This window comes from Pseudomonas aylmerensis, assembly GCF_001702265.1.
In the GTDB taxonomy this organism is placed as follows: Bacteria; Pseudomonadota; Gammaproteobacteria; order Pseudomonadales; family Pseudomonadaceae; genus Aquipseudomonas; species Aquipseudomonas aylmerensis.
The window spans coordinates 285,610-307,997 of the sequence record NZ_MAUE01000045.1 but is presented as its reverse complement, the minus strand read 5'-3'; the positions used below and the strand labels follow the sequence as shown (position 1 = coordinate 307,997).

At 62.2% G+C, this 22,388-nt stretch carries 22 protein-coding genes; 14 read left to right on the top strand and 8 right to left on the bottom strand.

Annotation, left to right across the window (positions count from 1 at the left end):
• Nucleotides 1-28: 28 nt before the first annotated feature.
• On the top strand, nucleotides 29-988 hold the full coding sequence (locus BBG20_RS27175; RefSeq protein ID WP_065908939.1) for a M29 family metallopeptidase: 960 nt from the start codon (nucleotides 29-31) through the stop codon (nucleotides 986-988).
• A gap of 565 nt (nucleotides 989-1,553) precedes the next feature.
• Here the strand turns inward: BBG20_RS27175 and rluB are convergent.
• From rluB to BBG20_RS27145, 6 genes are all read right to left on the bottom strand, one after another.
• Complete coding sequence (gene rluB / locus BBG20_RS27170) at nucleotides 1,554-2,777, bottom strand: 23S rRNA pseudouridine(2605) synthase RluB (RefSeq protein ID WP_065908936.1); 1,224 nt, start codon at nucleotides 2,775-2,777, stop codon at nucleotides 1,554-1,556.
• 144 nt (nucleotides 2,778-2,921) lie between these two features.
• Entirely contained in the window at nucleotides 2,922-3,113 is a 192-nt protein-coding gene (locus tag BBG20_RS27165) for a DUF1289 domain-containing protein (protein ID WP_065908933.1), read from the bottom strand.
• 125 nt (nucleotides 3,114-3,238) lie between these two features.
• Nucleotides 3,239-4,207: an SMC-Scp complex subunit ScpB gene (scpB, locus tag BBG20_RS27160; protein ID WP_065908931.1), complete on the bottom strand. Its 969-nt coding sequence runs from the start codon at nucleotides 4,205-4,207 to the stop codon at nucleotides 3,239-3,241.
• A gap of 12 nt (nucleotides 4,208-4,219) precedes the next feature.
• Nucleotides 4,220-4,918, bottom strand: coding sequence for a segregation and condensation protein A (locus BBG20_RS27155; RefSeq protein ID WP_169851199.1), 699 nt, complete (start codon nucleotides 4,916-4,918; stop codon nucleotides 4,220-4,222).
• Between the two features lie 120 nt (nucleotides 4,919-5,038).
• Nucleotides 5,039-5,668: an L-threonylcarbamoyladenylate synthase gene (locus BBG20_RS27150; RefSeq protein WP_065908929.1), complete on the bottom strand. Its 630-nt coding sequence runs from the start codon at nucleotides 5,666-5,668 to the stop codon at nucleotides 5,039-5,041.
• Between the two features lie 13 nt (nucleotides 5,669-5,681).
• Nucleotides 5,682-6,545: a PHP domain-containing protein gene (locus BBG20_RS27145; RefSeq protein ID WP_065908927.1), complete on the bottom strand. Its 864-nt coding sequence runs from the start codon at nucleotides 6,543-6,545 to the stop codon at nucleotides 5,682-5,684.
• Nucleotides 6,546-6,632: 87 nt separating this feature from the next.
• On the opposite strand from BBG20_RS27145, the gene BBG20_RS27140 reads away from it, so the two are divergent.
• The 7 genes from BBG20_RS27140 to BBG20_RS27110 all read left to right on the top strand — a co-directional run bounded on the left by BBG20_RS27140 (nucleotide 6,633) and on the right by BBG20_RS27110 (nucleotide 12,247).
• Entirely contained in the window at nucleotides 6,633-7,229 is a 597-nt protein-coding gene (locus tag BBG20_RS27140) for a septation protein A (protein ID WP_065908925.1), read from the top strand.
• A gap of 1 nt (nucleotide 7,230) precedes the next feature.
• Complete coding sequence (locus tag BBG20_RS27135; protein WP_065908922.1) at nucleotides 7,231-7,530, top strand: YciI family protein; 300 nt, start codon at nucleotides 7,231-7,233, stop codon at nucleotides 7,528-7,530.
• A 107-nt stretch (nucleotides 7,531-7,637) separates the two neighbouring features.
• Complete coding sequence (locus BBG20_RS27130; protein WP_065908920.1) at nucleotides 7,638-8,045, top strand: translation initiation factor 2; 408 nt, start codon at nucleotides 7,638-7,640, stop codon at nucleotides 8,043-8,045.
• Between the two features lie 7 nt (nucleotides 8,046-8,052).
• Complete coding sequence (locus BBG20_RS27125; RefSeq protein ID WP_003193803.1) at nucleotides 8,053-8,730, top strand: response regulator transcription factor; 678 nt, start codon at nucleotides 8,053-8,055, stop codon at nucleotides 8,728-8,730.
• Nucleotides 8,731-8,981: 251 nt separating this feature from the next.
• Entirely contained in the window at nucleotides 8,982-9,446 is a 465-nt protein-coding gene (locus BBG20_RS27120) for a Spy/CpxP family protein refolding chaperone (protein WP_065908918.1), read from the top strand.
• Between the two features lie 67 nt (nucleotides 9,447-9,513).
• The gene (locus BBG20_RS27115; RefSeq protein ID WP_065908915.1) at nucleotides 9,514-10,857 is read left to right on the top strand and encodes a sensor histidine kinase; all 1,344 of its coding nucleotides are present in this window, start codon (nucleotides 9,514-9,516) and stop codon (nucleotides 10,855-10,857) included.
• A gap of 40 nt (nucleotides 10,858-10,897) precedes the next feature.
• A complete protein-coding gene (locus BBG20_RS27110) occupies nucleotides 10,898-12,247 on the top strand; it encodes a CoA transferase (RefSeq protein ID WP_065908913.1) in 1,350 nt (449 codons plus the stop codon).
• A gap of 102 nt (nucleotides 12,248-12,349) precedes the next feature.
• Here the strand turns inward: BBG20_RS27110 and BBG20_RS27105 are convergent, their stop codons facing one another.
• Both BBG20_RS27105 and arcD (BBG20_RS27100) read right to left on the bottom strand, forming a co-directional pair.
• Nucleotides 12,350-13,213 carry a DNA-3-methyladenine glycosylase family protein gene (locus BBG20_RS27105; protein WP_065908911.1) on the bottom strand — a complete coding sequence of 288 codons (864 nt, stop codon included), beginning with the start codon at nucleotides 13,211-13,213 and terminating at the stop codon, nucleotides 12,350-12,352.
• Entirely contained in the window at nucleotides 13,210-14,637 is a 1,428-nt protein-coding gene (arcD, locus tag BBG20_RS27100; RefSeq protein WP_065908908.1) for an arginine-ornithine antiporter, read from the bottom strand. The genes BBG20_RS27105 and arcD (BBG20_RS27100) overlap by 4 nt, the downstream gene beginning before the upstream one ends.
• Nucleotides 14,638-15,083: 446 nt before the next feature.
• Between arcD (BBG20_RS27100) and arcD (BBG20_RS27095) the strand changes: the two genes are divergently transcribed.
• From arcD (BBG20_RS27095) to BBG20_RS27070, 6 genes are all read left to right on the top strand, one after another.
• Nucleotides 15,084-16,511: an arginine-ornithine antiporter gene (gene arcD / locus BBG20_RS27095; protein WP_065908905.1), complete on the top strand. Its 1,428-nt coding sequence runs from the start codon at nucleotides 15,084-15,086 to the stop codon at nucleotides 16,509-16,511.
• 24 nt (nucleotides 16,512-16,535) lie between these two features.
• Nucleotides 16,536-17,792 carry an arginine deiminase gene (arcA, locus tag BBG20_RS27090; RefSeq protein WP_065908901.1) on the top strand — a complete coding sequence of 419 codons (1,257 nt, stop codon included), beginning with the start codon at nucleotides 16,536-16,538 and terminating at the stop codon, nucleotides 17,790-17,792.
• 68 nt (nucleotides 17,793-17,860) lie between these two features.
• Nucleotides 17,861-18,871 (top strand): ornithine carbamoyltransferase, encoded by a 1,011-nt coding sequence (locus BBG20_RS27085; RefSeq protein ID WP_003220053.1) that lies wholly within the window; start codon nucleotides 17,861-17,863, stop codon nucleotides 18,869-18,871.
• A gap of 173 nt (nucleotides 18,872-19,044) precedes the next feature.
• The gene (gene arcC, locus BBG20_RS27080; RefSeq protein WP_065908898.1) at nucleotides 19,045-19,974 is read left to right on the top strand and encodes a carbamate kinase; all 930 of its coding nucleotides are present in this window, start codon (nucleotides 19,045-19,047) and stop codon (nucleotides 19,972-19,974) included.
• An 18-nt stretch (nucleotides 19,975-19,992) separates the two neighbouring features.
• Nucleotides 19,993-20,355: a DUF5064 family protein gene (locus BBG20_RS27075; RefSeq protein WP_065908895.1), complete on the top strand. Its 363-nt coding sequence runs from the start codon at nucleotides 19,993-19,995 to the stop codon at nucleotides 20,353-20,355.
• 184 nt (nucleotides 20,356-20,539) lie between these two features.
• Entirely contained in the window at nucleotides 20,540-22,048 is a 1,509-nt protein-coding gene (locus BBG20_RS27070) for a sigma-54-dependent transcriptional regulator (protein ID WP_065908893.1), read from the top strand.
• Nucleotides 22,049-22,388: the final 340 nt, after the last annotated feature.

Genomic DNA, 22,388 nt, shown 5'->3' with positions numbered 1-22,388 from the left:
TTACCCAAGGCACAGAAGGACACCCGTCATGGACAAGGCCCGCGCCGTCGAACACTTTCTCTACTACCTCGCCCACCACCCGGCCCTCGGCGGGCTGAGCCAGCCTACCGTGCTGCTGGGCCATACCGAGCGCTACGACGCCATTGCCCAGGCGATCACCCACAGCAGCGCCGCCCGTTTCAATTTCCAGGTGCAGCGCCTCGACCTGGCCGCCAGTGACACCCTGGCCCAGGCCATTGAGGCCTGCGACCTGTACCTGTTCCTCTACGATTCCTCCACGCTGCCCAACCCACGCGCCGAAGGCCCGGACTTTATCCGCGCACTGCACGGCGTGATGGCCGAACACTGGCAGAAGTCCCTGCTGTTCAAGGACTACGGCGACTACTTCTACGACACCTTCAGCGTCGAGCCGCAGCGCATCGCCGACCTCAACGCCACGCTGATCCGGCGCATGTCCCAGGCCAACGTGCTAAGTTTCACCGACAAGCACGGCTCACGCCTGCAGGCGCCGCTGAGCAGCATCAAGAAGTGGACCAATATCAACGGCATCGGCAACCACGACCTGGCACCCGGCGAGATCGCCACCCACAGCGAGGCCATCAGTGGCCAGGTGCGCTTTGTCGGCACCTTCCTGAGCACCATCCCATTTGCGCGCAAGTACGGCGTGCTGCAGTCGCCGCTGGAGCTGTGGATCGAGAACTCGACCATCTGTAGCGTGGCCAGCGACGTGCCGGGGCTGGCGGATGACTTCAACAAGTACCTGAACGCCAACCCGTCCAACCGGCGGGTGGAGGAGTTGGGGATCGGCACCAATGAAGGCGTGAAGGACCTGTACGCGCGCAACGCCGGGTTTGAAGAGCGCCATTGCGGGCTGCACCTGGGCCTTGGCGGCGGGCAGAAAGGCAGTCATCACCTGGACCTGATTTTCGCCAGCGGGGTCTTGGCGCTGGATGACAAGCCGGTGTTTGATGGACGGTTTGCGTTCTGATCACAAAATCCAGACACACTGGAGATTCAAATGTGGGAGTTGAGCCAGGCACAGCATTCAATCCAGACACCAATCAGTGTGGGAGCTGGCTTGCCTGCGATGGCGGTGGATCAGCTACATCATGGTTGACTGACCCACCGCTTCGCGGGCAAGCCCGCTCCCACAGTTTTGATTGCTGTTGGGCTTGGGCTTCGGCGTGCTGCACCGGCATTTGAGCGGACGGTACAACTCGGTTCCAACCTTGAAATACACCCCAAATATGGGAGTTGAGCCAGGCACAGCATTCAGTCCAGACACAAATCAGTGTGGGAGCTGGCTTGCCTGCGATGGCGGTGGGTCAGCTAAATCATGGTTGATTGACCCACCGCCTTCGCGAGCAAGCCCGCTCCCACAGTTTTGATTGCTGTTGGGCTTGGGATTCGGCGTGCTGCACCGGCATTTGAGCGGACGGTACAACTCGGATCCAACCTTGAAATACATACCAAATGTGGGAGCGGGTCAGCAAATCCAGACCAAAAAAAAACGCCAACCCTAGGGTTGGCGTTTGTGTGCAGCGCTTAGCGCATCACTGCGGCTTCTTGCGACCAAAACCTGGACGCTGACCCGAACCGGCCGGGGCGCCACGGCGCTTGCCAGACGGCTCGTCCGCGACCAGTTTCGGCCCGGGGCGCTTGTTTGCCGCCGGCTTGGCTGGACGCTTGGTGCTGGCGTTATCCGCTGGGCGATCGGTTTCACCACGGTTGCTGCGACCGCCGCTCGGCGTTTCACCACGGGCCGGACGCGGCGCACGTGGAGCACGCTCGCCTTCCTGACGCGACGGCGCCGTCGGGCGACGCTCGCCTTCGATGTGCGGCTCACGCGAGATGCGCCCACCGGTGGCAGGCGCGTTCAGCGCAGGGCGCAAGGTGCGCGCCACGCGCTCGGTACGCGCAACAGGACGCGAGGATTTACGCTGCATACGCTCAAGCTTGTCTTTGCTCTTGGCGTTCATCTGCGGCATCGCGACCGGCGTCAGGCCGACCTCGGCGCTGAGGATGTCGACTTCGTACTGGCTCATTTCGCGCCAGCGGCCCATCGGCAGGTCGGAGTTGAGGAACACCGGACCGAAACGCACGCGCTTCAGGCGGCTGACCACCAGGCCCTGGGATTCCCACAGGCGACGCACTTCACGGTTACGGCCTTCCATCACCACGCAGTGGTACCAGTGGTTGAAACCTTCGCCACCCGGTGCCTGCTTGATGTCGGTGAACTTGGCCGGGCCGTCTTCCAGCACCACGCCGGCCTTGAGGCGTTCGATCATCTCGTCGTCGACTTCGCCGCGTACACGCACGGCGTATTCACGGTCCATCTCGTAGGACGGGTGCATCAGGCGGTTGGCCAGTTCACCGTCGGTGGTGAACATCAGCAAGCCGGTGGTGTTGATGTCCAGGCGACCGATGTTGATCCAGCGGCCTTCCTTGGGCTTGGGCATCTTGTCGAACACGGTCGGACGGCCTTCCGGGTCGTCACGGGTGCAGATCTCGCCATCGGGCTTGTTGTACATGATCACGCGGCGCACCGATTCGGCGGCCTCTTCACGCTTGATGACCTTGCCATCAATGGTGATTGCATCGTGCAGGTCGACGCGCTGGCCGAGGGTGGCCTCGACGCCGTTGACCTTGATGCGCTTCTGGGTGATCCAGGCTTCGACGTCGCGGCGCGAGCCCACGCCGATACGCGCCAGCACCTTTTGCAGTTTTTCGCCTGCTGGGCCGATTTCCTGGCTGTCGTTCTGGTCTTGGTCGTTCATCTTAAGCACCTCCCGGTGGGTCGATTCAGGCGTGGCCTGAAGAGTGTTGAAAGCGGGGCTTTGGGGCAATAGCGCGCCAAAGGGTCGCGAATCATACGCGCATGGCGCGCGTTGCGCATCAGAGACTAGTCGATTGGGCCGCCATCATTTGCTTTTCCGCCGACCGGTGGCCCCCAGCGCCAGCAGGCGCAGCTCGGCTTCGGCAACCACCGTGCGCTTGTCGGCTTTGTCGAGTTTCTTCCAGGCACGGATCTCGCGCTTGCTGCGACCACAGCCGACACAGATGTCGTCGTTGAATTTGCAGATGCTGATGCACGGGTCTTTGGTGGAACTCATTGAAATCCTCCCAGGCACTGGTTTTCTGTGGGAGCTGGCTTGCCTGCGATGGCATCACCTCGCATAGCAGAAAGACCGAGTCGCCTGCATCGCAGGCAAGCCAGCTCCCACATTTTGAAGCGGCGTCAGTCTTCGAATTGGCGGCGCTCGTTTTCGATGGCTTCGGCCAGCGCCTGGGCTTCGGCTTCTTCGTCGCTCAGCGACGGTTGCTCGAGGGCGGCGACGGCGGCCAGGAGCTTCTCGCGAGCTTCGGCGACACCGAGGATGTCTTCTTCGGGTTCAGGCTCAGCTTCTGCTTCGACTTCAGCCTCAACTTCAACGTTCACTTGGGCTTCAGCCTCTACATCAACGTCCGCTTGGGCTTGCGGCTCGGCAGCACCATCACGCAGCAAGTCGTCGAAGTCAGTCTTGATGCCCTGCTCCATGTCGTCCAGTTCCAGCAACAGCGTGTGGAAACTGGTTTCGTCCTTGGGTTCTTCCGGCTCGGCGCTGGCGTCGGCCAGTTCCTGCAGGCTCGCCGGGACCGGCGCGTCGTCGAAGTCGAGCACCGGCTCGGCTTCCATTTCGCGCAGCTCGGCCAGGGGCGGCAGGTCGTCGAGGTTCTTCAGGTTGAAGTGGTCGAGAAACACCTTGGTGGTAGCGAACATCGCCGGTTTGCCGGGCACATCGCGGTAGCCGACGATGCGGATCCACTCGCGCTCCAGCAAGGTCTTGACGATATGGCTGTTGACCGCCACGCCACGCACATCCTCGATTTCGCCGCGGGTGATCGGCTGGCGATAGGCGATCAGCGCCATCGTCTCGAGCATCGCCCGTGAATAACGCTGCGGGCGCTCTTCCCACAGTCGGCCCACCCACGGGGAAAATTTCTCACGAATCTGCAGGCGATAACCCGACGCCACTTCGCGCAGCTCGAAGGCGCGGCCATCGCAGGACTTGCGCAAGATCTCCAGGGCTTTCTTGAAGACTGGCGGCTCCGGGCGCTCGGCTTCTTCGAACAGTTCGAACAGGCGCTCCAGGGATTGCGGTTTACCCGAGGCCAGGAGAAAGGCTTCCAGCAGCGGCGCCAGTTCGCGGGGTTCAGTCAGATTCATCGATTCAGCTCTTTATTCGGCTCGCGCCCGCACGTGGATAGCCGCAAAAGGCTCATTCTGGACCAGCTCGACCAAGGATTCCTTGACCAGTTCGAGGATCGCCATAAAGGTCACCACGACGCCCAGGCGCCCTTCTTCGGCAGTGAACAGCTCGACAAACGGCACAAACCCGCCGCCCTTGAGGCGTTCGAGTACATCGCTCATGCGTTCACGGGTCGACAAGGCCTCGCGGCTGACCTGGTGGCTTTCAAACATATCGCCACGGCGCAGCACCTCGGCCATGGACATCAGCAATTCTTCCAGGCTCACGTCCGGCAACAATTTGCGCGCCCGGGCCTCGGGGGCATCGAGCTTGGGCACCACCACATCGCGGCCCACGCGGCTCAAGCCGTCTATGCCTTCGGCGGCGGCCTTGAAGCGCTCGTATTCCTGCAGGCGGCGGATCAGTTCGGCGCGCGGGTCGTCCTCTTCGGCCTCAATCGTCTCCGAGCGCGGCAGCAGCATGCGCGACTTGATCTCGGCCAGCATGGCGGCCATCACCAGGTACTCGGCGGCCAACTCCAGGCGCACCGACTGCATCAACTCGACATACCCCATGTACTGACGGGTGATTTCCGCCACCGGGATGTCGAGGATGTTGATGTTTTGCTTGCGGATCAGGTACAGCAGCAAGTCCAGCGGGCCTTCGAAGGCTTCAAGGAAGACTTCCAGCGCGTCCGGCGGGATGTACAGGTCCAGCGGCATTTCCATGACCGCCTGGCCATACACCATGGCAAACGGCAGTTCCTGCTGGGCGCCCGCCTGGCTGTCGACGGTTTCCACGGCCGACATTCAGGCCTCGGCCATGAAGGGGGCCGGGTCGCCGCAACCCACGCGGATCACTTCGGGTTCGCCGTCCGCCAGGTTGATCACGGTGGAGGCCTTGCCGCCGCCGAAGCCGCCGTCGATGATCAGGTCCACCTGTTTTTCCAGGAGTTGGCGCATTTCGTACGGGTCTTCCAGGGGCTCGGCGTCGCCGGGCATGATCAGCGACACGCTCATCAGCGGTTCGCCCAGCTCGGCCAACAGCGCGAGGGCGATGGGATGCTCGGGCACGCGCAGGCCGATGGTGCGTTTCTTCGGGTGCAGCAACAGGCGCGGCACTTCGCGGGTGGCGTTGAGAATAAAGGTGTAGGGCCCCGGCGTGTGAGCCTTGAGCAGGCGGAAGGTGCCGGTGTCGACTTTGGCGAACAGGCCCAGCTGGGACAGGTCGCTGCAGATCAGCGCGAAATTGTGCTTGTCATCCAGTTGGCGCAGGCGTCTTACACGCTCGACCGCGCCTTTGTCGCCGATCTGGCAACCGATGGCGTAGGACGAATCGGTGGGATAGATCACCACGCCACCGGCGCGAATGATCTCCACGGCCTGTTTGATCAGGCGCGCCTGGGGGTTTTCCGGATGAATCTGGAAGAATTGACTCACGTGTTCTACCTGTTCAGACGGTGGCAATAATGGGGTCATGCTTGAATCGCCCCCACAAGAGCGGCAAGTCTTCCGGGACGGGTCGATACTCGCCGATCTCGGACCAGCCGCCTGGGCCATGAAAATCACTGCCGGCACTGACCAGCAGACCAAATTCGCGGGCAAGAATCGCCAAGCTGCCCACCTGTTCGGCGGGTTGATAGCCGTTGACCACCTCAATCGCGTGGCCGCCCGCTCCAATATAGTCGCCAATCAGCTTGCGGCGCTTGCTGCGGGTGAAATCGTAATGCCAGGGATGCGCCAGGCTGACCCAGGCCCCGGATGCCCGCAGGGTCTCGACGGTGTCCTCCAGGGTCGGCCAGTGTTGCTTGACGTCGCCCAACTTGCCGGCGCCCAGCCATTTGCGAAAGGCTTCGGCGCGGTCCTTGACCAAACCTTCGCGCACCATCCAGTCGGCAAAGTGCGGACGGGCCGGTGCATTGCCGCTGTCGCCCAGTTCCTGCTGGATGGCGCGGGCGCCGTCGAGCGCGTTGGGCATGCCCTTGAGGGCAAGTTTTCGGCTTATTTCTTCGGACCGCAGCCAGCGGCCATCGTGCAATTGGGCGATGGCCTCGACCAGGGGCGGGGCGTTTTGATCGAATCCATAGCCCAGCACATGAATGGTGGCGCCACCCCAGGTACAGGATAATTCCACCCCGTTGACCAGCTGCATGCCCAGGGCATGCGCGGTTGCGCGGGCTTCATCCAGGCCTTCGAGGGTGTCGTGGTCGGTCAACGCCAGGACTCGCACGCCTTTTTCAAACGCACGCGCAACCAGTACCGCGGGCGCCAGGGCGCCGTCGGAGGCCGTGCTGTGGCAGTGCAAATCAACATTCACGGGAGTGTGTAACCTCAAGTCAGCTGGCGCTTTCGCTACCAAGGATGTTTGTTATTATGCCGCCACATCCAGCTTCTGGCTCTTACTGTGAAACAATTCATCGACTTCATCCCGCTGTTGCTGTTTTTCATCGTTTACAAACTCGACCCCAGGGTCATCGATATTGCCGGCCATGAACTGACCGTCGGGGGCATCTACAGCGCCACCGCCGTGCTGATCATCAGCTCCATCGTGGTCTACGGCGCCCTCTTCATCTCCCAGCGCAAACTGGAAAAAAGCCAATGGCTGACCCTGGTCGCCTGCCTGGTATTCGGCAGCCTGACCCTGGCCTTCCACAGCGAGACCTTCCTCAAATGGAAAGCCCCGGTGGTGAACTGGCTGTTTGCCCTGGCCTTCATCGGCAGCCACTTCATCGGCGATCGCCTGCTGATCAAGCGGATCATGGGCCACGCACTGACCCTGCCGGAGCCGGTCTGGACACGTTTGAACGTGGCCTGGATCGTGTTCTTCCTGTTCTGCGGCGCTGCCAACCTGTTCGTGGCCTTTACCTTCCAGGACTACTGGGTCGACTTCAAAGTCTTCGGCAGCCTGGGCATGACCGTGCTGTTCCTGATCGGCCAGGGTATCTACCTGTCGCGCCACCTGCATGACACCGACCCTACTACGCCAAAAACCGAGGACTGACATGCTCTACGCCATCATTGCCACCGATGTTGCCAACTCGCTGGAAAAACGCCTGTCCGTGCGCCCGGCACACCTGGAGCGCCTGAACGAGCTGCAAGCCGCAGGTCGCCTGGTACTCGCCGGCCCGCACCCGGCCGTCGACAGCAACGACCCGGGCGCCGCCGGTTTCACCGGTAGCCTGGTGGTTGCCGAGTTCGCCTCCCTGGCCGATGCACAGGCCTGGGCCAAGGCTGACCCGTATGTTGCGGCAGGCGTCTACGCCGACGTCGTGATCAAGCCATTCAAGCAAGTCCTGCCTTGACCCAGGCGTGTGTCGAACCTAATACGTGCGGCACACTCCTAATTGCTCATTATTCTCGGTAACCTGCCGACAACGTTCTGAATATTCGTGTGGAATCAGGAGTTCCGATGCGCTTACGTCAGTTGTGTCTGTTGGCAGTGGTAATGATCGGGGCTACGGCCCACGCTGAAGAAACCTCGAACACCGGCAGTTCCACGCCCCTGTCCTTGAGTGCCGGCGCCCAGATCACCGAGTTGCAGCAACGCTTGAAAGAAAGCGAACGGCTGCGTGAAGAACTGAGCAAGCAACTGCAGGGTGCGGATGCGACGCGCGAAAGCGCCCAATTGAGTCGTCTTCGCCAAGAGAACCAACGCCTGGCCCAGCAACTCAAAGAGACACAAGGCGGTGCCTTGACCCGATGGCTGACCGAGCAACAGCAATGGTTTGTCACCGGCGGGGCCGTCGCCCTGATCGCCTTGCTGTGCGGGATCTTCGCCAGCGGTGGGCACCGTCGCCGTCGACAATGGCTAAATTGAGTGAGTCATGAGCGAGCTGTTACTGATAGATGATGACCAGGAGCTCTGCGAGCTGCTGACCAGTTGGTTGAGCCAGGAAGGTTTCCAGGTGCGCGCCTGCCACGATGGCTTGAGCGCCCGCAAAGCCTTGGCCGACAGCGCCCCGGCAGCGGTGGTGCTGGACGTGATGCTGCCCGACGGAAGCGGCCTGGAACTGCTCAAGCAACTGCGCAACGACCACCCGGAGCTGCCGGTGCTGATGCTCTCGGCCCGCGGCGAACCGCTGGATCGCATCCTCGGCCTGGAACTCGGTGCCGACGACTACCTGGCCAAGCCCTGCGACCCGCGCGAGCTGACCGCACGCCTGCGCGCCGTGCTGCGCCGCAGCCATCCGGCCGCCGTGTCCACCCAGCTGGAACTCGGCGACCTGTGCTTCAGCCCGGTGCGCGGCGTGGTCAGTATCGACGAACAGGAATTCGCCCTCACCGTTTCCGAAAGCCGCCTGCTCGAAGCCTTGCTGCGCCAGCCCGGCGAACCACTGGACAAACAGGAACTGGCGCAGATCGCGCTGGGCCGCAAGCTGACCCTTTACGATCGCAGCCTGGACATGCACGTCAGCAACCTGCGCAAAAAGATCGGCCCGCACCCGGACGGCCGGCCACGGATCGTCGCGTTGCGCAGCCGCGGCTATTACTACAGCCTCTGAGTTTCACGCACTCTCCTGTGGGAGCGGGCTTGCTCGCGAATGCGGTGTATCAGTCAGCACATGCATCGACTGGCGCACCGCATTCGCGAGCAAGCCCGCTCCCACATTTGAATACCCAAACCCCCACAGTTTTGTCAGTTCGCAACAAAACCCTCTTTACCCAAGCTTTACCCACACCTGACCGCCGCTGACCTTGATCTCCGTAATCTACTCACATCCGGACTCACCGGAATAGAGACAGGAGAATCACCATGCGCAAGACCCTTATCGCTTTGATGTTCGCCGCTGCCCTGCCGACCGTTGCCATGGCCGCCATGCCAGACGGCCCAGGCCCGATGGGTGAACCTTCCGGCCACATGATGGGTGGCCCAGGCCACGGCGGTGAACACGGTCCGCGTGGCAAAGGTGGCCCTTTCAGCCAACTGGACCTGAGCAAGGAACAGCGCCAGCAGATCGGCAAGCTGATGGGCGACCAATGGCACGCTCGCAAAGACCTGGTCAAAAAGTACCTGGACAAACTCCCGGCGGCCGACCAGAAAGCCATGCAGGATGAAATCGCCGCCGGCAAGCAGAAAACCCAGGCGGATATCCGTGCAGTCCTCAAGCCTGACCAGCAGAAGAAGTTCGACGAGATCGTCAAGAAGCAAGCCGAGCGCCGCGCCGAGTGGAAGGAATTCCAGGCCTGGAAAGCGCAACAGCCGCAAAAAGCGCAATAATGTTCTAGCTTCACTCCCCCAGCCCAGTGGCTCGCGCCGCTGGGCTTTTCCTGTTTGAGGGTTTCCTGTGCGTTCATTGTTCTGGCGCATCCTGGCCAGTTTCTGGCTGGCCATCGCCCTGGTTGCCGGGTTGTCGATCCTGCTTGGGCACATGCTCAATCAAGATGCCTGGATTCTCAGCCGCCACCCCGGCCTCAATAACCTCGCCGAAGAGTGGACTCAACTCTACGAGACCCAAGGCGAGGACGCCGCCCAGGACTTGCTGCAGCAGCGCAAGCGCCAGTACCACATCGACGTGCAAGTGCTTAACGAAAGCGGCGAGCCGGTCGTGCGGGGCACCTTTCCGCGCCGCGCCGCCGCGTTCGAAGCCCGCCAGAATGACAGCCAGGACGGTCACCTGCCCTGGCGACGCCTGACCGCCGAGTACACCAGCGAAAAAACCGGCGACACCTACCTGCTGATCTATCGCATCCCCCATCCCGAGCTGGACGCCTGGCACCGCAGCAGCCTGCTGTGGCCGTTGAGCGCATTGGCCATCGCCCTGGTGGTGCTGACCCTGTTCAGCCTGCTGGTGACGCTGTCCATCACCCGCCCCCTCAGCCGTCTACGTGGCGCGGTGCATGACCTCGGCCAGGCCACGTACCAGCAGAACAGCCTGGCGCGCCTGGCCAACCGCCGCGATGAGTTCGGCGTGCTGGCCACTGACTTCAACCGCATGGGCGCCCGCCTGCAAAGCCTGATCGGCAGCCAGCGCCAGTTGCTGCGCGACGTCTCCCACGAGCTGCGCTCGCCGCTGGCCCGCCTGCGCATCGCCCTGGCCCTGGCTGAACGCGCCAGCCCCGAAGAACGCGAAAAACTCTGGCCGCGCCTGACCCGCGAATGCGATCGCCTGGAAGCGTTGATCAGTGAAATCCTGGTGCTGGCGCGCGTCGATGCCGATAACGCCAGCGCCGAAGACGTCGACCTCAACAGCCTGCTCAAGACCCTGCAAAAAGACGCCCAGCTCAGCGCGCCGGAGCAGGTGGTGGAACTCACCGCCCAACCCGACCTGCGCCTCAAAGGCTGGCCGACCATGATCGAACGCGCGGTGGACAACCTGCTGCGCAACGCGCAGCGCTTCAACCCGAAGGGCCAGCCGATCGAATTGCACGCCCATCTCCACGGCGAGCACATCCTTATCAGCGTGCGCGACCACGGCCCCGGCGTGGATGCTGAACACCTCAGCCAATTGGGCGAGCCGTTCTACCGCGCCCCCGGCCAGACCGCCCAGGGTCACGGCCTGGGCCTGGCGATTGCGCGGCGTGCGGCGGAACGCCATGGTGGCAGCCTGATCCTGGCCAACCATCCTGAGGGCGGGTTTATCGCCAGCATCGACCTGCCATTGGAGCCCGGGGTTGCCACATCGGCCTGATGATCTTCTATAGTGGCCCTTCTCTTAAGGAGGGCCTTTGATGACTGACCTGCTGACCCCCATCCAAGCCGCACTCGATCTACCGCCTACTCCATTGACCGTGACCGAGGCCGGCGCCCTGCCCTCGACCTTCGCCGTCACCGACCTGGCCAGTGCCAGTATCGGTGCCGCCGGCCAGGCCGTGGCCCAACTGGTGCTGGCAATGACCGGCCGCTTGCCCGCCGTGAGCGTGGACCGACGCCTCGCCTCCTTCTGGTTCTCGTCGTCCCTGCGTCCGGTGGGTTGGCAAACGCCACCGCTGTGGGACCCGGTGGCCGGCGACTACGCCAGTGCCGACGGCTGGATTCGCCTGCACACCAATGCGCCCCACCACCGGGCCGCCGCCGAGCAAGTGCTGGGCAAGGTCGCCGACCGCGCCGAAATGGCCAGCAAGGTCGCCGCATGGAGCGCCGCCGAGCTGGAACAGGCGATTGTCGACGCCGGCGGCTGTGCGGCACAGATGCGTTCGTGGCAAGCCTGGCAGCAACATCCGCAGGGGCTGGCGGTGAATGCCGAGCCGCTGGTGCAGCGCCAGACCTTCGCCACCACCACCGCAAAAACCTGGACAGGCTCGGTAGCGCGCCCGCTGGCGGGTATCAAGGTGCTGGACCTGACCCGCGTATTGGCCGGTCCCGTCGCCAGTCGTTTTCTCGCCGGGCTGGGCGCCGATGTACTGCGCATCGACTCACCGACCTGGAACGAGCCGGGCGTGGTGCCGGAAATGACCCTCGGCAAACGCTGCGCGAGACTTGACTTGAAAGCGCCCGAAGGCCGGCAGGTATTCGAAGCATTGCTCAAGGACGCTGACATCCTGTTCCACGGTTACCGTGCCGACGCCCTGGAACAGCTGGGCTATAGCGCCGCCGAGCTGCAAAGCATCGCGCCCGGCCTGATCGACGTGAGCCTCAACGCTTATGGCTGGAGCGGCCCGTGGCGCAATCGACGCGGCTTCGACAGCCTGGTGCAGATGAGCAGCGGGATTGCCGACGCGGGCATGGCCTGGAAACACGCGGATAAACCGGTGCCACTGCCGTTGCAGGCGCTCGACCATGCGACCGGCTATCTGATGGCGGCCAGCGCGATTCAAGCCTTGAGTGAGCGGTTGAAATCCGGGCGTGGCGGATCGGCGCAGTTGTCGTTGGCGCGTACGGCCAAGTTGCTGGTGGAGGCCGGTCAGGTGCCGGAACAGGTGGCGTTGCGGGCCGAGGAACCCGGCGATCAAGGGCTGGTGGTGGAACAGACCGCCTGGGGTCAGGCCCATCGGCTGCTGGCACCGGTGACCATCAGCGGTACGCCGTTGCAGTGGGATTTGCCGGCCGGGGAATTGGGCTCACATCGGCCGCAGTGGTAGCCTTTCGAGCGTTATCGCAGACAGGCCAGCTTGCACAATTTGAGTGGTAGCCCCCTCAAATGTGGGTGCTGGCTTGCCTGCGAAGAGGCCCTGCCCGCCCCCTCAATCCGCCCGCTGCAGCGACGTCCACAAATGCTGCGCCGCGTACGCCCTCAACGGTCGCCACGCCTCGGCCCGCGCCAACAGCTGCCGCGCCGAGACCGGCCCGCCTTCCAGCGCCGCCAGCGCATTGATCAAGCCGATGTCCCCCGACGCAAACGCATCCGCCTCGCGCAGTTGGCGCATGGCAATGTACTGCGCCGTCCAGTCACCAATCCCCGGCAGCGCGACCAGCCGCGCCACCCCGTCCTTGAGGCTGGCCTTGGGCTCGAACACCTGCGGATCATCCAGTAATGCCTGGGCCATGCCGGACAAAGTGCGACCGCGCGCCTTGGGCATGCCCAGCGCAGCCAGGTCCGCCGCCGCCAACACCTGCGGCGTTGGGAACGCGTGGGTGATGCCGACGTGCGGCGTATCCAGGAGCTGGCCATATTGTGCAACCAACTTGCCCGCGAGGCGGATCGCCGCGACTACTGTGATCTGCTGACCGAGCACGGCACGGACCGCCAGTTCCAGGCCATCCCAAGTGCCCGGCACCCGCAGCCCGGGCCGCGCGGCAACCAACTGCGCCATCAACGGGTCCTTCGCCAATTGCCGGTTGATCAAGGCCGGTTGGGCGTCCAGGTCAAACATCCGGCGCAAGCGCCGCTCGATCTCGGGAAACGCCGCCGGCTCGGGAAAATCGACGCTCACCTCCAGCCAATCGCCGTCACCCGGCGCGACACTGATCCAGCCGTGTCGCCCATCCACGCTGATACTGCGCCGGTACACGCCAGCCACCACCGTCTCGAGCCCGGTGATCGCCCGCGCCGACAAAAAACCCAGCATTGCCGCCCAGTCATAGGGCGGCTGATACGCCATTTTCACAACGACAACACCCCGCTGTACAGCCCGTACGCCGCCAGGCTGGCGCCGGCGATCACGCAGCTGAAGATGCCTTTTTCCACGTGGGTGAACAAGGGTTGGGCCTGCTCGCGCTTGGCCAGTGCAAACAGCACCACACCGGGCGCGTACAGCAGCGCCGACAGCAGCAGGTATTTCAAGCCACCGGCGTACAGCAGCCACACCGCGTAGCCGAGGGCGACCAGGCCCACCAGCAAATCCTTGAAACGCTGGCGCTGGGCGCCCTCATAGGTTTCGCCGCGCCCGCTCAACAACACCGCATAGGCCGCCGACCACAGGTACGGCACCAGGATCATCGAGGAAGCCAGGTAGATCAGGGTGGTGTAGGTGCTGTGGGAAAACAGCGTGATGACCAGGAAAACCTGGATCATCACGTTGGTCAGCCACAGCGCATTGACCGGCACCTGGTTGGCGTTTTCCTTTTTCAGGAAGGCCGGCATGGTCTTGTCATGGGCGGTGGCGTAGAGGATTTCCGCGCACAGCAGCGCCCACGACAGCAAGGCGCCGAGCAACGACACGGCCAGGCCGATGCTGATGGCCATCGCACCCCAGGGCCCGACGATGTGCTCCAGCACACCGGCCAGGGACGGATTTTGCAATTGCGCCAACTGCGGCTGGCTCATGATCCCCAGGGACAACACATTCACCAGCACCAGCAGTGCCAGCACGCCGAGAAAGCCGATCACCGTGGCGCGGCCCACGTCCGCGCGTTTCTCGGCCCGCGCCGAATACACGCTGGCGCCCTCGATGCCGATAAACACGAACACGGTGACCAGCATCATGTTGCGCACCTGGTCGACCACGCTGCCGAACTGCGGGTTGCCCAGGCCCCAGATATCGCGGGTGAAGATATCGGCCTTGAACGCCAGGCCGGCGATCACGATAAACATCAGCAACGGCACGATCTTCGCCACCGTGGTGATCTGGTTGATGAACGCCGCCTCCTTGATCCCGCGCATCACCAGAAAATGCAAGGCCCACAGCAGCAAGGACGCGCAGCCGATGGCCACCGGCGTGTTGCCATGGCCAAACACCGGGAAGAAGTAGCCGAGCGTGCTGAAGAGCAACACGAAGTAACCCACGTTGCCCATCCACGCACTGATCCAGTATCCCCAGGCCGACGAGAACCCCATGTAGTCGCCGAACCCGGCCTTGGCGTAGGCGTACACCCCGGAATCCAGCTCCGGCTTGCGGTTGGCCAGGGTCTGGAACACGAAGGCGAGGGTCAGCATGCCGACGGCGGTGATCGCCCAACCGATCAATATCGCGCCGACCTCGGCGCGCGCGGCCATGTTCTGCGGCAAGGAGAAAATCCCGCCGCCGATCATCGAGCCCACCACCAGGGCAATCAGGGCGCCAAGCCTAAGTTTCTGGGCCGGTTGAGACATGAATACTCCTGGATAATTATTAAATTGAGCTGACAACCGTGCACTCAACTAATTATCTCAGCGAGTGTAGCGTTTATTAAAGACCGCGATAAAACCGCCACGCTCATAACGCAATCGCATGACAATTTATAACGTTCAGGCTTATTTAGAATTTAAATACCGCTGGCACTTAACGTTTGCCGTGCTACTTCGCCCCGCGTCGGGAAAAGTTTGCACATTCAGGAATACGGACTAGCTTCAAACGTCCATACCCCTGACTAAATGATTAACCACAACGCAGAGACCGCTCTGGAAAGCGCCTTTGCGAGGAAAAGTATTGCCCGGGCGTTTTACCCCTAAGTCATTAATTCACAATGGAATGTGCCAATGAAGTGATCTGAGTCAGCTGTTTGATTAGCGCACGGAATTATTCTGTGGTCTCTCTTCTCCTGCATTGGAGTCATGCAATGTCTGAATCTCCCGGAAAACTTCGATTGGGCGCACTGGTTGCACTCGTCGTCGGCTCAATGATTGGCGGCGGGATCTTCTCACTGCCGCAAAACATGGCCGCCAGCGCCGACGTCGGTGCGGTGTTGATCGGTTGGGTGATTACCGCCATCGGCATGCTGACCCTCGCCTTCGTGTTCCAGACCCTCGCCAACCGCAAACCTGACCTCGACGGCGGCGTGTACGCCTATGCCAAGGCCGGGTTCGGCGACTACATGGGTTTCTCGTCGGCCTGGGGTTATTGGATCAGTGCCTGGCTGGGCAACGTCGGTTACTTCGTGTTGCTGTTCAGCACCCTGGGTTACTTCTTCCCGATCTTCGGCGAAGGCAACACCCCGGCAGCGGTGATCGGTGCCTCGGTGCTGTTGTGGGCCGTGCATTTCCTGGTGCTGCGCGGGATCAAGGAAGCTGCGTTCATCAACCTGGTGACCACCGTTGCCAAGGTGGTGCCGCTGCTGCTGTTTGTGCTGATCGCGCTGTTCGCGTTCAAGCTGGAGATTTTCACCGCTGACATCTGGGGCGTGAAAAACCCTGACCTCGGCAGTGTGATGAACCAGGTGCGCAACATGATGCTGGTCACCGTGTGGGTGTTCATCGGCATCGAGGGCGCGAGCATCTTCTCGTCCCGTGCGGAAAAACGCTCCGACGTCGGCAAGGCCACGGTGATTGGTTTCATCACCGTGCTGCTGTTCCTGATGCTGGTGAATGTGCTGTCCCTGGGGATCATGACCCAACCGGAACTGGCCAAGCTGCAAAACCCGTCGATGGCCGCCGTGCTGGAACACGTGGTGGGCCACTGGGGCGCCGTGCTGATCAGCGTCGGCTTGATCATTTCCCTGCTGGGCGCGCTGCTGTCGTGGGTGCTGCTGTGTGCGGAGATCATGTTCGCCGCCGCCAAGGACCACACGATGCCGGAGTTCCTGCGTAAGGAAAACGCCAACCATGTGCCGGCCAACGCCCTGTGGCTGACCAACGCCATGGTCCAGATCTTCCTGGTGATCACGCTGTTTTCCGCCAGCACTTACCTGTCGCTGATCTACCTCGCCACCTCGATGATCCTGGTGCCATACCTGTGGTCGGCCGCCTACGCGCTGTTGTTGGCGGTGCGCGGCGAGACCTACGAAAACGCCCTGCGCGAGCGCAAGAAAGACCTGTTCATCGGTGCCGTTGCGCTGATCTACGCGGTCTGGCTGCTCTACGCCGGCGGCGTCAAATACCTGCTGCTGTCCGCCCTGCTGTATGCCCCCGGCGTGATCCTGTTCGCCAAGGCCAAGCATGAGTTGGGCAAACCGATTTTCACCAATGTCGAGAAGCTGATTTTCGCCGCGGTAGTCGTTGGCGCCCTGGTGGCTGCCTATGGCCTCTACGACGGCTTCCTGACTCTGTAACTGTTGTTCACTGGAGGATCTGTAATGACCACGGAAAAAGTGAAGTACGGCGTACATTCCGAAGCCGGCAAACTGCGCAAAGTCATGGTGTGCTCCCCAGGCTTGGCCCACCAGCGGCTGACCCCCAATAACTGCGATGAACTGCTGTTCGATGACGTGCTGTGGGTTGCCCAGGCCAAGCGCGACCATTTCGACTTCGTCACCAAGATGCGCGAGCGCGACATTGATGTGCTGGAAATGCACAACCTGCTGACCGACATCGTCGCCATCCCCGAAGCGCTGGACTGGATCCTGGAGCGCAAGATCACTGCCAATACGGTGGGCCTGGGCCTGGTCGATGAAGTCAGCTCGTGGCTGCGCAGCCTGGAGCCGCGCAAAATCAGTGAGTTCCTGATCGGTGGCGTGTCGGCCGAGGACCTGCCGAGCAGCTTCGGCGGCAAGACCATCGAAATGTTCCGCGACTTCCTCGGCCACTCGAGCTTCATCCTGCCGCCGCTTCCCAACACCCAGTTCACCCGCGACACCACCTGCTGGATCTACGGCGGCGTGACGCTGAACCCGATGTACTGGCCGGCGCGACGCCAGGAAACCCTGCTGGCCAGCGCTATCTACAAATTCCACCCGGAGTTCACCAACGCCGACTTCCAGATTTGGTACGGTGACCCCGACCAGGAACACGGCGCCTCCACCCTGGAAGGCGGCGACGTCATGCCGATTGGCAACGGCGTCGTGTTGATCGGCATGGGCGAGCGCTCGTCCCACCAGGCCATCGGCCAACTGGCGCGCAACCTGTTCAAAAACAAAGCCGTGGAACGCGTGATCGTTGCCGGCCTGCCGAAATCCCGTGCGGCGATGCACCTGGACACGGTGTTCAGTTTCTGCGACCGCGACCTGGTCACCATCTTTCCTGAAGTGGTCAACCAGATCGTACCGTTCACTCTGCGTCCCGATGAAAGCAAGCCGCACGGTATCGATATCCAACGCGAGAAAACCAACTTCCTCGAGACCGTCGCTGCGGCCCTCAATCTCAAGGCGCTGCGCGTGGTCGAGACCGGTGGCAACAGCTTCGCCGCCGAGCGCGAGCAATGGGACGACGGCAACAACGTGGTGGCCGTGGAGCCGGGCGTGGTGATCGGCTACGACCGCAACACCTACACCAACACCCTGCTGCGCAAGGCCGGTGTGGAAGTCATCACCATCAGCGCCGGTGAACTCGGCCGTGGCCGTGGCGGCGGCCACTGCATGACCTGCCCGATCATCCGCGACCCTATCGACTATTAATTTTTGGCCTTGGCCGCTGCTTATCCGGCAGTGGCCAGGGGGATAACCGAAACCCAAGGAGATCCATCATGGCTTTTAATATGCGCAACCGCAGCCTGCTCTCGCTGATGCACCACACGACCCGCGAGCTGCACTACCTGCTGGACCTGTCCCGCGACCTCAAGCGCGCCAAATATACCGGCACCGAGCGTCCGCACCTGAAAGGCAAGAACATCGCGCTGATCTTCGAGAAAACCTCGACGCGCACCCGTTGCGCCTTCGAAGTCGCAGCCCATGACCAGGGCGCGCACGTCACCTACATCGACCCGGTATCGTCGCAGATCGGCCACAAGGAAAGCATGAAGGACACCGCCCGCGTGCTCGGGCGGATGTTCGATGCCATCGAGTACCGTGGCTTCGAACAGGAAATCGTCGAAGAGCTGGCCAAGTTCGCCGGTGTGCCGGTGTTCAACGGCCTGACCGCCGAATTCCACCCGACCCAAATGATCGCCGACACCCTGACCATGCGCGAGCACAGCGACAAGCCGCTGCATGACATCAGCTACGCCTACCTGGGCGACGCGCGCTACAACATGGGCAACTCGCTGCTGATGATCGGCGCCAAGCTGGGCATGGACGTGCGCATTGGCGCGCCGAAAGCCCTGTGGCCGCACGCTGATTTCATCAAGCAGTGCCAGGCATTCGCCGAGGAAAGCGGCGCGCGCATCACCATCACCGAAGACCCGAAAGAGGCGGTCAAGGGCGTCGACTTCATCCACACCGATATCTGGGTGTCGATGGGTGAGCCGGTGGAGGCGTGGGACGAGCGCATCGAGCAACTGTTGCCGTACCAGGTCAATGCCAAGATGATGAAAGCCTCGGGCAACCCGCGCGTGAAGTTCATGCACTGCCTGCCGGCGTTCCACAACAGCGAAACCAAGGTCGGCAAGGACATCGCCGCGCGCTATCCGAACCTGGCCAATGGCGTGGAAGTGACCGAGGAAGTGTTCGAGTCGCCGGCCAACATCGCGTTTGAGCAGGCGGAGAACCGCATGCACACCATCAAGGCGATCCTGGTGTCGGCGTTGGCGGATATCTAACCCTCAACACCGTTCCCACTGTTGAAACGCGATCAAAACTGTGGGAGCGGGCTTGCTCGCGAATGCGGTGTGTCAGTCCGCACATGTATCCACTGATCCACCGCTTTCGCGAGCAAGCCCGCTCCCACTTTGGTCCTGTGTTCGCAACATAGCACTCTAGAAGGACATTGTTTATGCGCATCGTCGTAGCCCTGGGCGGCAACGCCCTGCTCCGCCGTGGTGAACCCATGACGGCGGACAACCAACGCGCCAACATCCGCATCGCCACCGAACAGATCGCCAAGATCCACCCCGGCAACGAACTGGTGATCGCCCACGGCAATGGCCCGCAGGTCGGCCTGCTGTCGTTGCAGGCGGCCGCCTACACCAGCGTTTCGCCGTACCCGCTGGACGTGCTGGGCGCCGAGACTGAAGGCATGATCGGCTACATCATCGAACAGGAACTGGGCAACCTGCTGGACTTCGAAGTGCCGTTCGCCACTCTGCTCACCCAGGTCGAAGTGGACGCCAAGGACCCGGCCTTCCAGAACCCCACCAAGCCCATCGGCCCGGTATACGCCAAGGCCGAAGCGGAAAAACTGGCCGCCGAAAAAGGCTGGGCCATCGCCCCGGACGGCGATAAATACCGCCGCGTGGTCGCCAGCCCGCGCCCCAAACGCATCTTTGAAATCCGCCCGATCAAGTGGCTGCTGGAAAAAAGCGCCATCGTGATCTGCGCCGGCGGTGGCGGTATCCCGACGATGTATGGCGAAGACGGCAAGCTGCGCGGCATTGAAGCGGTGATCGACAAAGACCTGTGTTCCTCACTGCTGGCCTCGCAGCTGGACGCCGATCTGCTGGTGATCGCCACCGACGTCAACGCCGCCTTCATCGACTTCGGCAAGCCCAGCCAGAAGGCCATCGGCCAGGCCCATCCTGACGCCATGGAAAAGCTCGGCTTCGCCGCCGGCTCCATGGGACCCAAGGTGCAAGCCGCCTGCGAGTTCGCCCGCCAGACTGGCAAAACCGCAGTGATCGGTTCACTCTCGGACATCGAAGCCATCGTCCAGGGCAGCGCCGGTACGCGCATCAGCACGGCAACACCTGGCATCACCTACCAGTGAAGTAGAGGAGAAACGCCTATGGCCACCTTTGAACCCGGTCACTTGCATGTCGAACGCCACGCGCTCAACAAGGACGACTACAGCTACAACCTGTGCATCGACTACGAGGTCAGCCAGGACCCAAAGGAAGGCAAGGGAATGCTCTTCAAGCTGCACGGTTCGGTGCAGGGCAAGGACCTCAAGGAAGAGTTCTTCCTGCCCAAGGATCAAGCGTTTGATTTTGCCCGGCATGCGATGAACATCGCGCAGAAATACGGGATGCCGAAGATCGCGGTGTTGAACGGCTCGATGCACAAGCAGTACGACTTGATGTTCGAGGACGTGCGGCATCAGCTGGATGTGAAGCCCGGGGACCCGATCAAACCTGAACACCTGGAATAACCCGACGCCCCCGGCACCAACACTCAAATGTGGGAGCGGGCTTGCTCGCGAATGCGGTGTATCAGTCAGCATTTTTTTCACTGACGCACCGTATTCGCGAGCAAGCCCGCTCCCACATTTTTGATCTCCATCACCTGTCAGGCATACTGGCCACCCTCAGTACGCCAGAACCAACATTCGCCCCATGCGTATCCACGTCAGCTTCATCGACCGCGTCGGTATCACCCAGGAAGTCCTGGCCTTGCTCGGTGGGCGCAACCTCAACCTGGATGCCGTGGAGATGGTCCCGCCCAACGTGTACATCGATGCGCCGACCCTCAGCGCCGAGGTGCTCGAAGAGCTGCGTGACGCGCTATTCAGCGTGCATGGCGTGCAGGCAGTGACCGTGGTGGACATCCTTCCCGGCCAACGCCGCCACTTGCAACTCGACGCCCTGCTGGCGGCCATGACCGACCCGGTACTGGCGCTGGACAGCGCGGGCAAGATCCTGCTGGCCAACCCGGCGTTGATCGCGCTGTACGGTCGCGAACCGGCCGGGGAAAGCATCGCCGAGCTGTTCAATGACCCGCCGCTGCTCGACACCTTGCTGGAACACGGCTTCCGCCTGCCGCTGCGCGAGATCAGCGTCAACGGCCAGACCTTGCTGCTCGACGCCACGCCGATCACCGACGCCGGCGCCCTGCTCACCCTCTATCAGCCCAACCGCATCGGTGAACAACTGTCGGCGCTGCACCATGACCACGCCGAGGGCTTTGATGCTCTGCTGGGCGAGTCCCCGGTGATTCGTACGCTCAAGGCACGCGCACAGCGGGTGGCGGCGCTGGATGCACCGCTGCTGATCCAGGGCGAAACCGGCACCGGCAAGGAGCTGGTGGCGCGGGCCTGCCACGCCATCAGCGCGCGGCACAGTGCACCGTTTTTGGCGCTGAACTGCGCGGCGCTGCCGGAGAACCTCGCCGAGAGTGAACTGTTCGGCTACGCCCCCGGCGCGTTCACCGGTGCGCAGCGCGGCGGCAAGCCGGGGCTGATGGAGCTGGCCAACCAGGGCACGGTGTTCCTGGATGAAATCGGCGAAATGTCGCCATACCTGCAGGCCAAGCTCCTGCGTTTTCTCAACGACGGCAGCTTCCGTCGGGTCGGCGGCGACCGCGAAGTGAAGGTCAATGTGCGCATTCTCAGCGCGACCCACCGCGACCTGGAAAAGATGGTCAGCGAAGGTACCTTCCGCGAAGACCTGTTCTACCGCCTCAACGTGCTCAACGTCGAAGTGCCGCCGCTGCGCGAACGCGGCCAGGACATCCTGCTGCTGGCGCGCTACTTCATGCAACAGGCCTGCGCACAGATCCAGCGCCCGGTGTGCCGCCTGGCACCCGGCACTTATCCCGCGCTGCTGGGCAACCGCTGGCCGGGCAATGTGCGCCAGTTGCAGAACGTGATCTTCCGCGCCGCGGCCATCTGCGAAAGCAGCCTGGTGGATATCGGCGACCTGGACATCGCCGGCACCTCGGTTGCGCGCCAGAACGATGGTGAGGTCGACAGCCTCGAGCAAGCGGTGGAAGATTTCGAGCGCGGGTTGCTGGAGAAGCTGTATGCCAGCTATCCGTCCACGCGCCAGCTGGCCAGCCGCCTGCAAACCTCGCACACCGCCATCGCCCATCGCCTGCGCAAGTACGGCATTCCCAACAAGCCCTGACTGAACATGGTCAACCGATGGGAGCTGGCTTGCCTGCGATAGCGGGGGGTCAGTCAATACCGCTATCGCAAGCAAGCCCCACATTGATTGCATTCCAACGTTGATATCAAAAGCGACTCCCACCTGTACTGAAAGCGCTACAGCGTAACGATATCGCTACAACCCTGTTTTTTGCGCGCCATGCAAGGCTTTGATCCACATAGGCTTTTTTTCTGGCGTCGCACTGTAGCGAAATCGCTACAGCCAATCTCTATATTGTCATCATGAATTTTATTAACTCATTGATTTATAACGACTTAATGACGTTGGCCGCGATATTGCTAAGCAACTCCCCATTATT

Coding starts and splice junctions, on each gene's coding strand:
- BBG20_RS27175 (WP_065908939.1), top strand. CDS start 29: ATGGACAAGGCCCGCGCCGTCGAACACTTTCTCTACTACCTCGCCCAC.
- rluB (WP_065908936.1), bottom strand. CDS start 2,777: ATGAACGACCAAGACCAGAACGACAGCCAGGAAATCGGCCCAGCAGGC.
- BBG20_RS27165 (WP_065908933.1), bottom strand. CDS start 3,113: ATGAGTTCCACCAAAGACCCGTGCATCAGCATCTGCAAATTCAACGAC.
- scpB (WP_065908931.1), bottom strand. CDS start 4,207: ATGAATCTGACTGAACCCCGCGAACTGGCGCCGCTGCTGGAAGCCTTT.
- BBG20_RS27135 (WP_065908922.1), top strand. CDS start 7,231: ATGCTCTACGCCATCATTGCCACCGATGTTGCCAACTCGCTGGAAAAA.
- BBG20_RS27130 (WP_065908920.1), top strand. CDS start 7,638: ATGCGCTTACGTCAGTTGTGTCTGTTGGCAGTGGTAATGATCGGGGCT.
- BBG20_RS27125 (WP_003193803.1), top strand. CDS start 8,053: ATGAGCGAGCTGTTACTGATAGATGATGACCAGGAGCTCTGCGAGCTG.
- BBG20_RS27120 (WP_065908918.1), top strand. CDS start 8,982: ATGCGCAAGACCCTTATCGCTTTGATGTTCGCCGCTGCCCTGCCGACC.
- BBG20_RS27110 (WP_065908913.1), top strand. CDS start 10,898: ATGACTGACCTGCTGACCCCCATCCAAGCCGCACTCGATCTACCGCCT.
- arcD (WP_065908908.1), bottom strand. CDS start 14,637: ATGTCTCAACCGGCCCAGAAACTTAGGCTTGGCGCCCTGATTGCCCTG.
- arcD (WP_065908905.1), top strand. CDS start 15,084: ATGTCTGAATCTCCCGGAAAACTTCGATTGGGCGCACTGGTTGCACTC.
- arcA (WP_065908901.1), top strand. CDS start 16,536: ATGACCACGGAAAAAGTGAAGTACGGCGTACATTCCGAAGCCGGCAAA.
- BBG20_RS27085 (WP_003220053.1), top strand. CDS start 17,861: ATGGCTTTTAATATGCGCAACCGCAGCCTGCTCTCGCTGATGCACCAC.
- arcC (WP_065908898.1), top strand. CDS start 19,045: ATGCGCATCGTCGTAGCCCTGGGCGGCAACGCCCTGCTCCGCCGTGGT.
- BBG20_RS27075 (WP_065908895.1), top strand. CDS start 19,993: ATGGCCACCTTTGAACCCGGTCACTTGCATGTCGAACGCCACGCGCTC.
- BBG20_RS27070 (WP_065908893.1), top strand. CDS start 20,540: ATGCGTATCCACGTCAGCTTCATCGACCGCGTCGGTATCACCCAGGAA.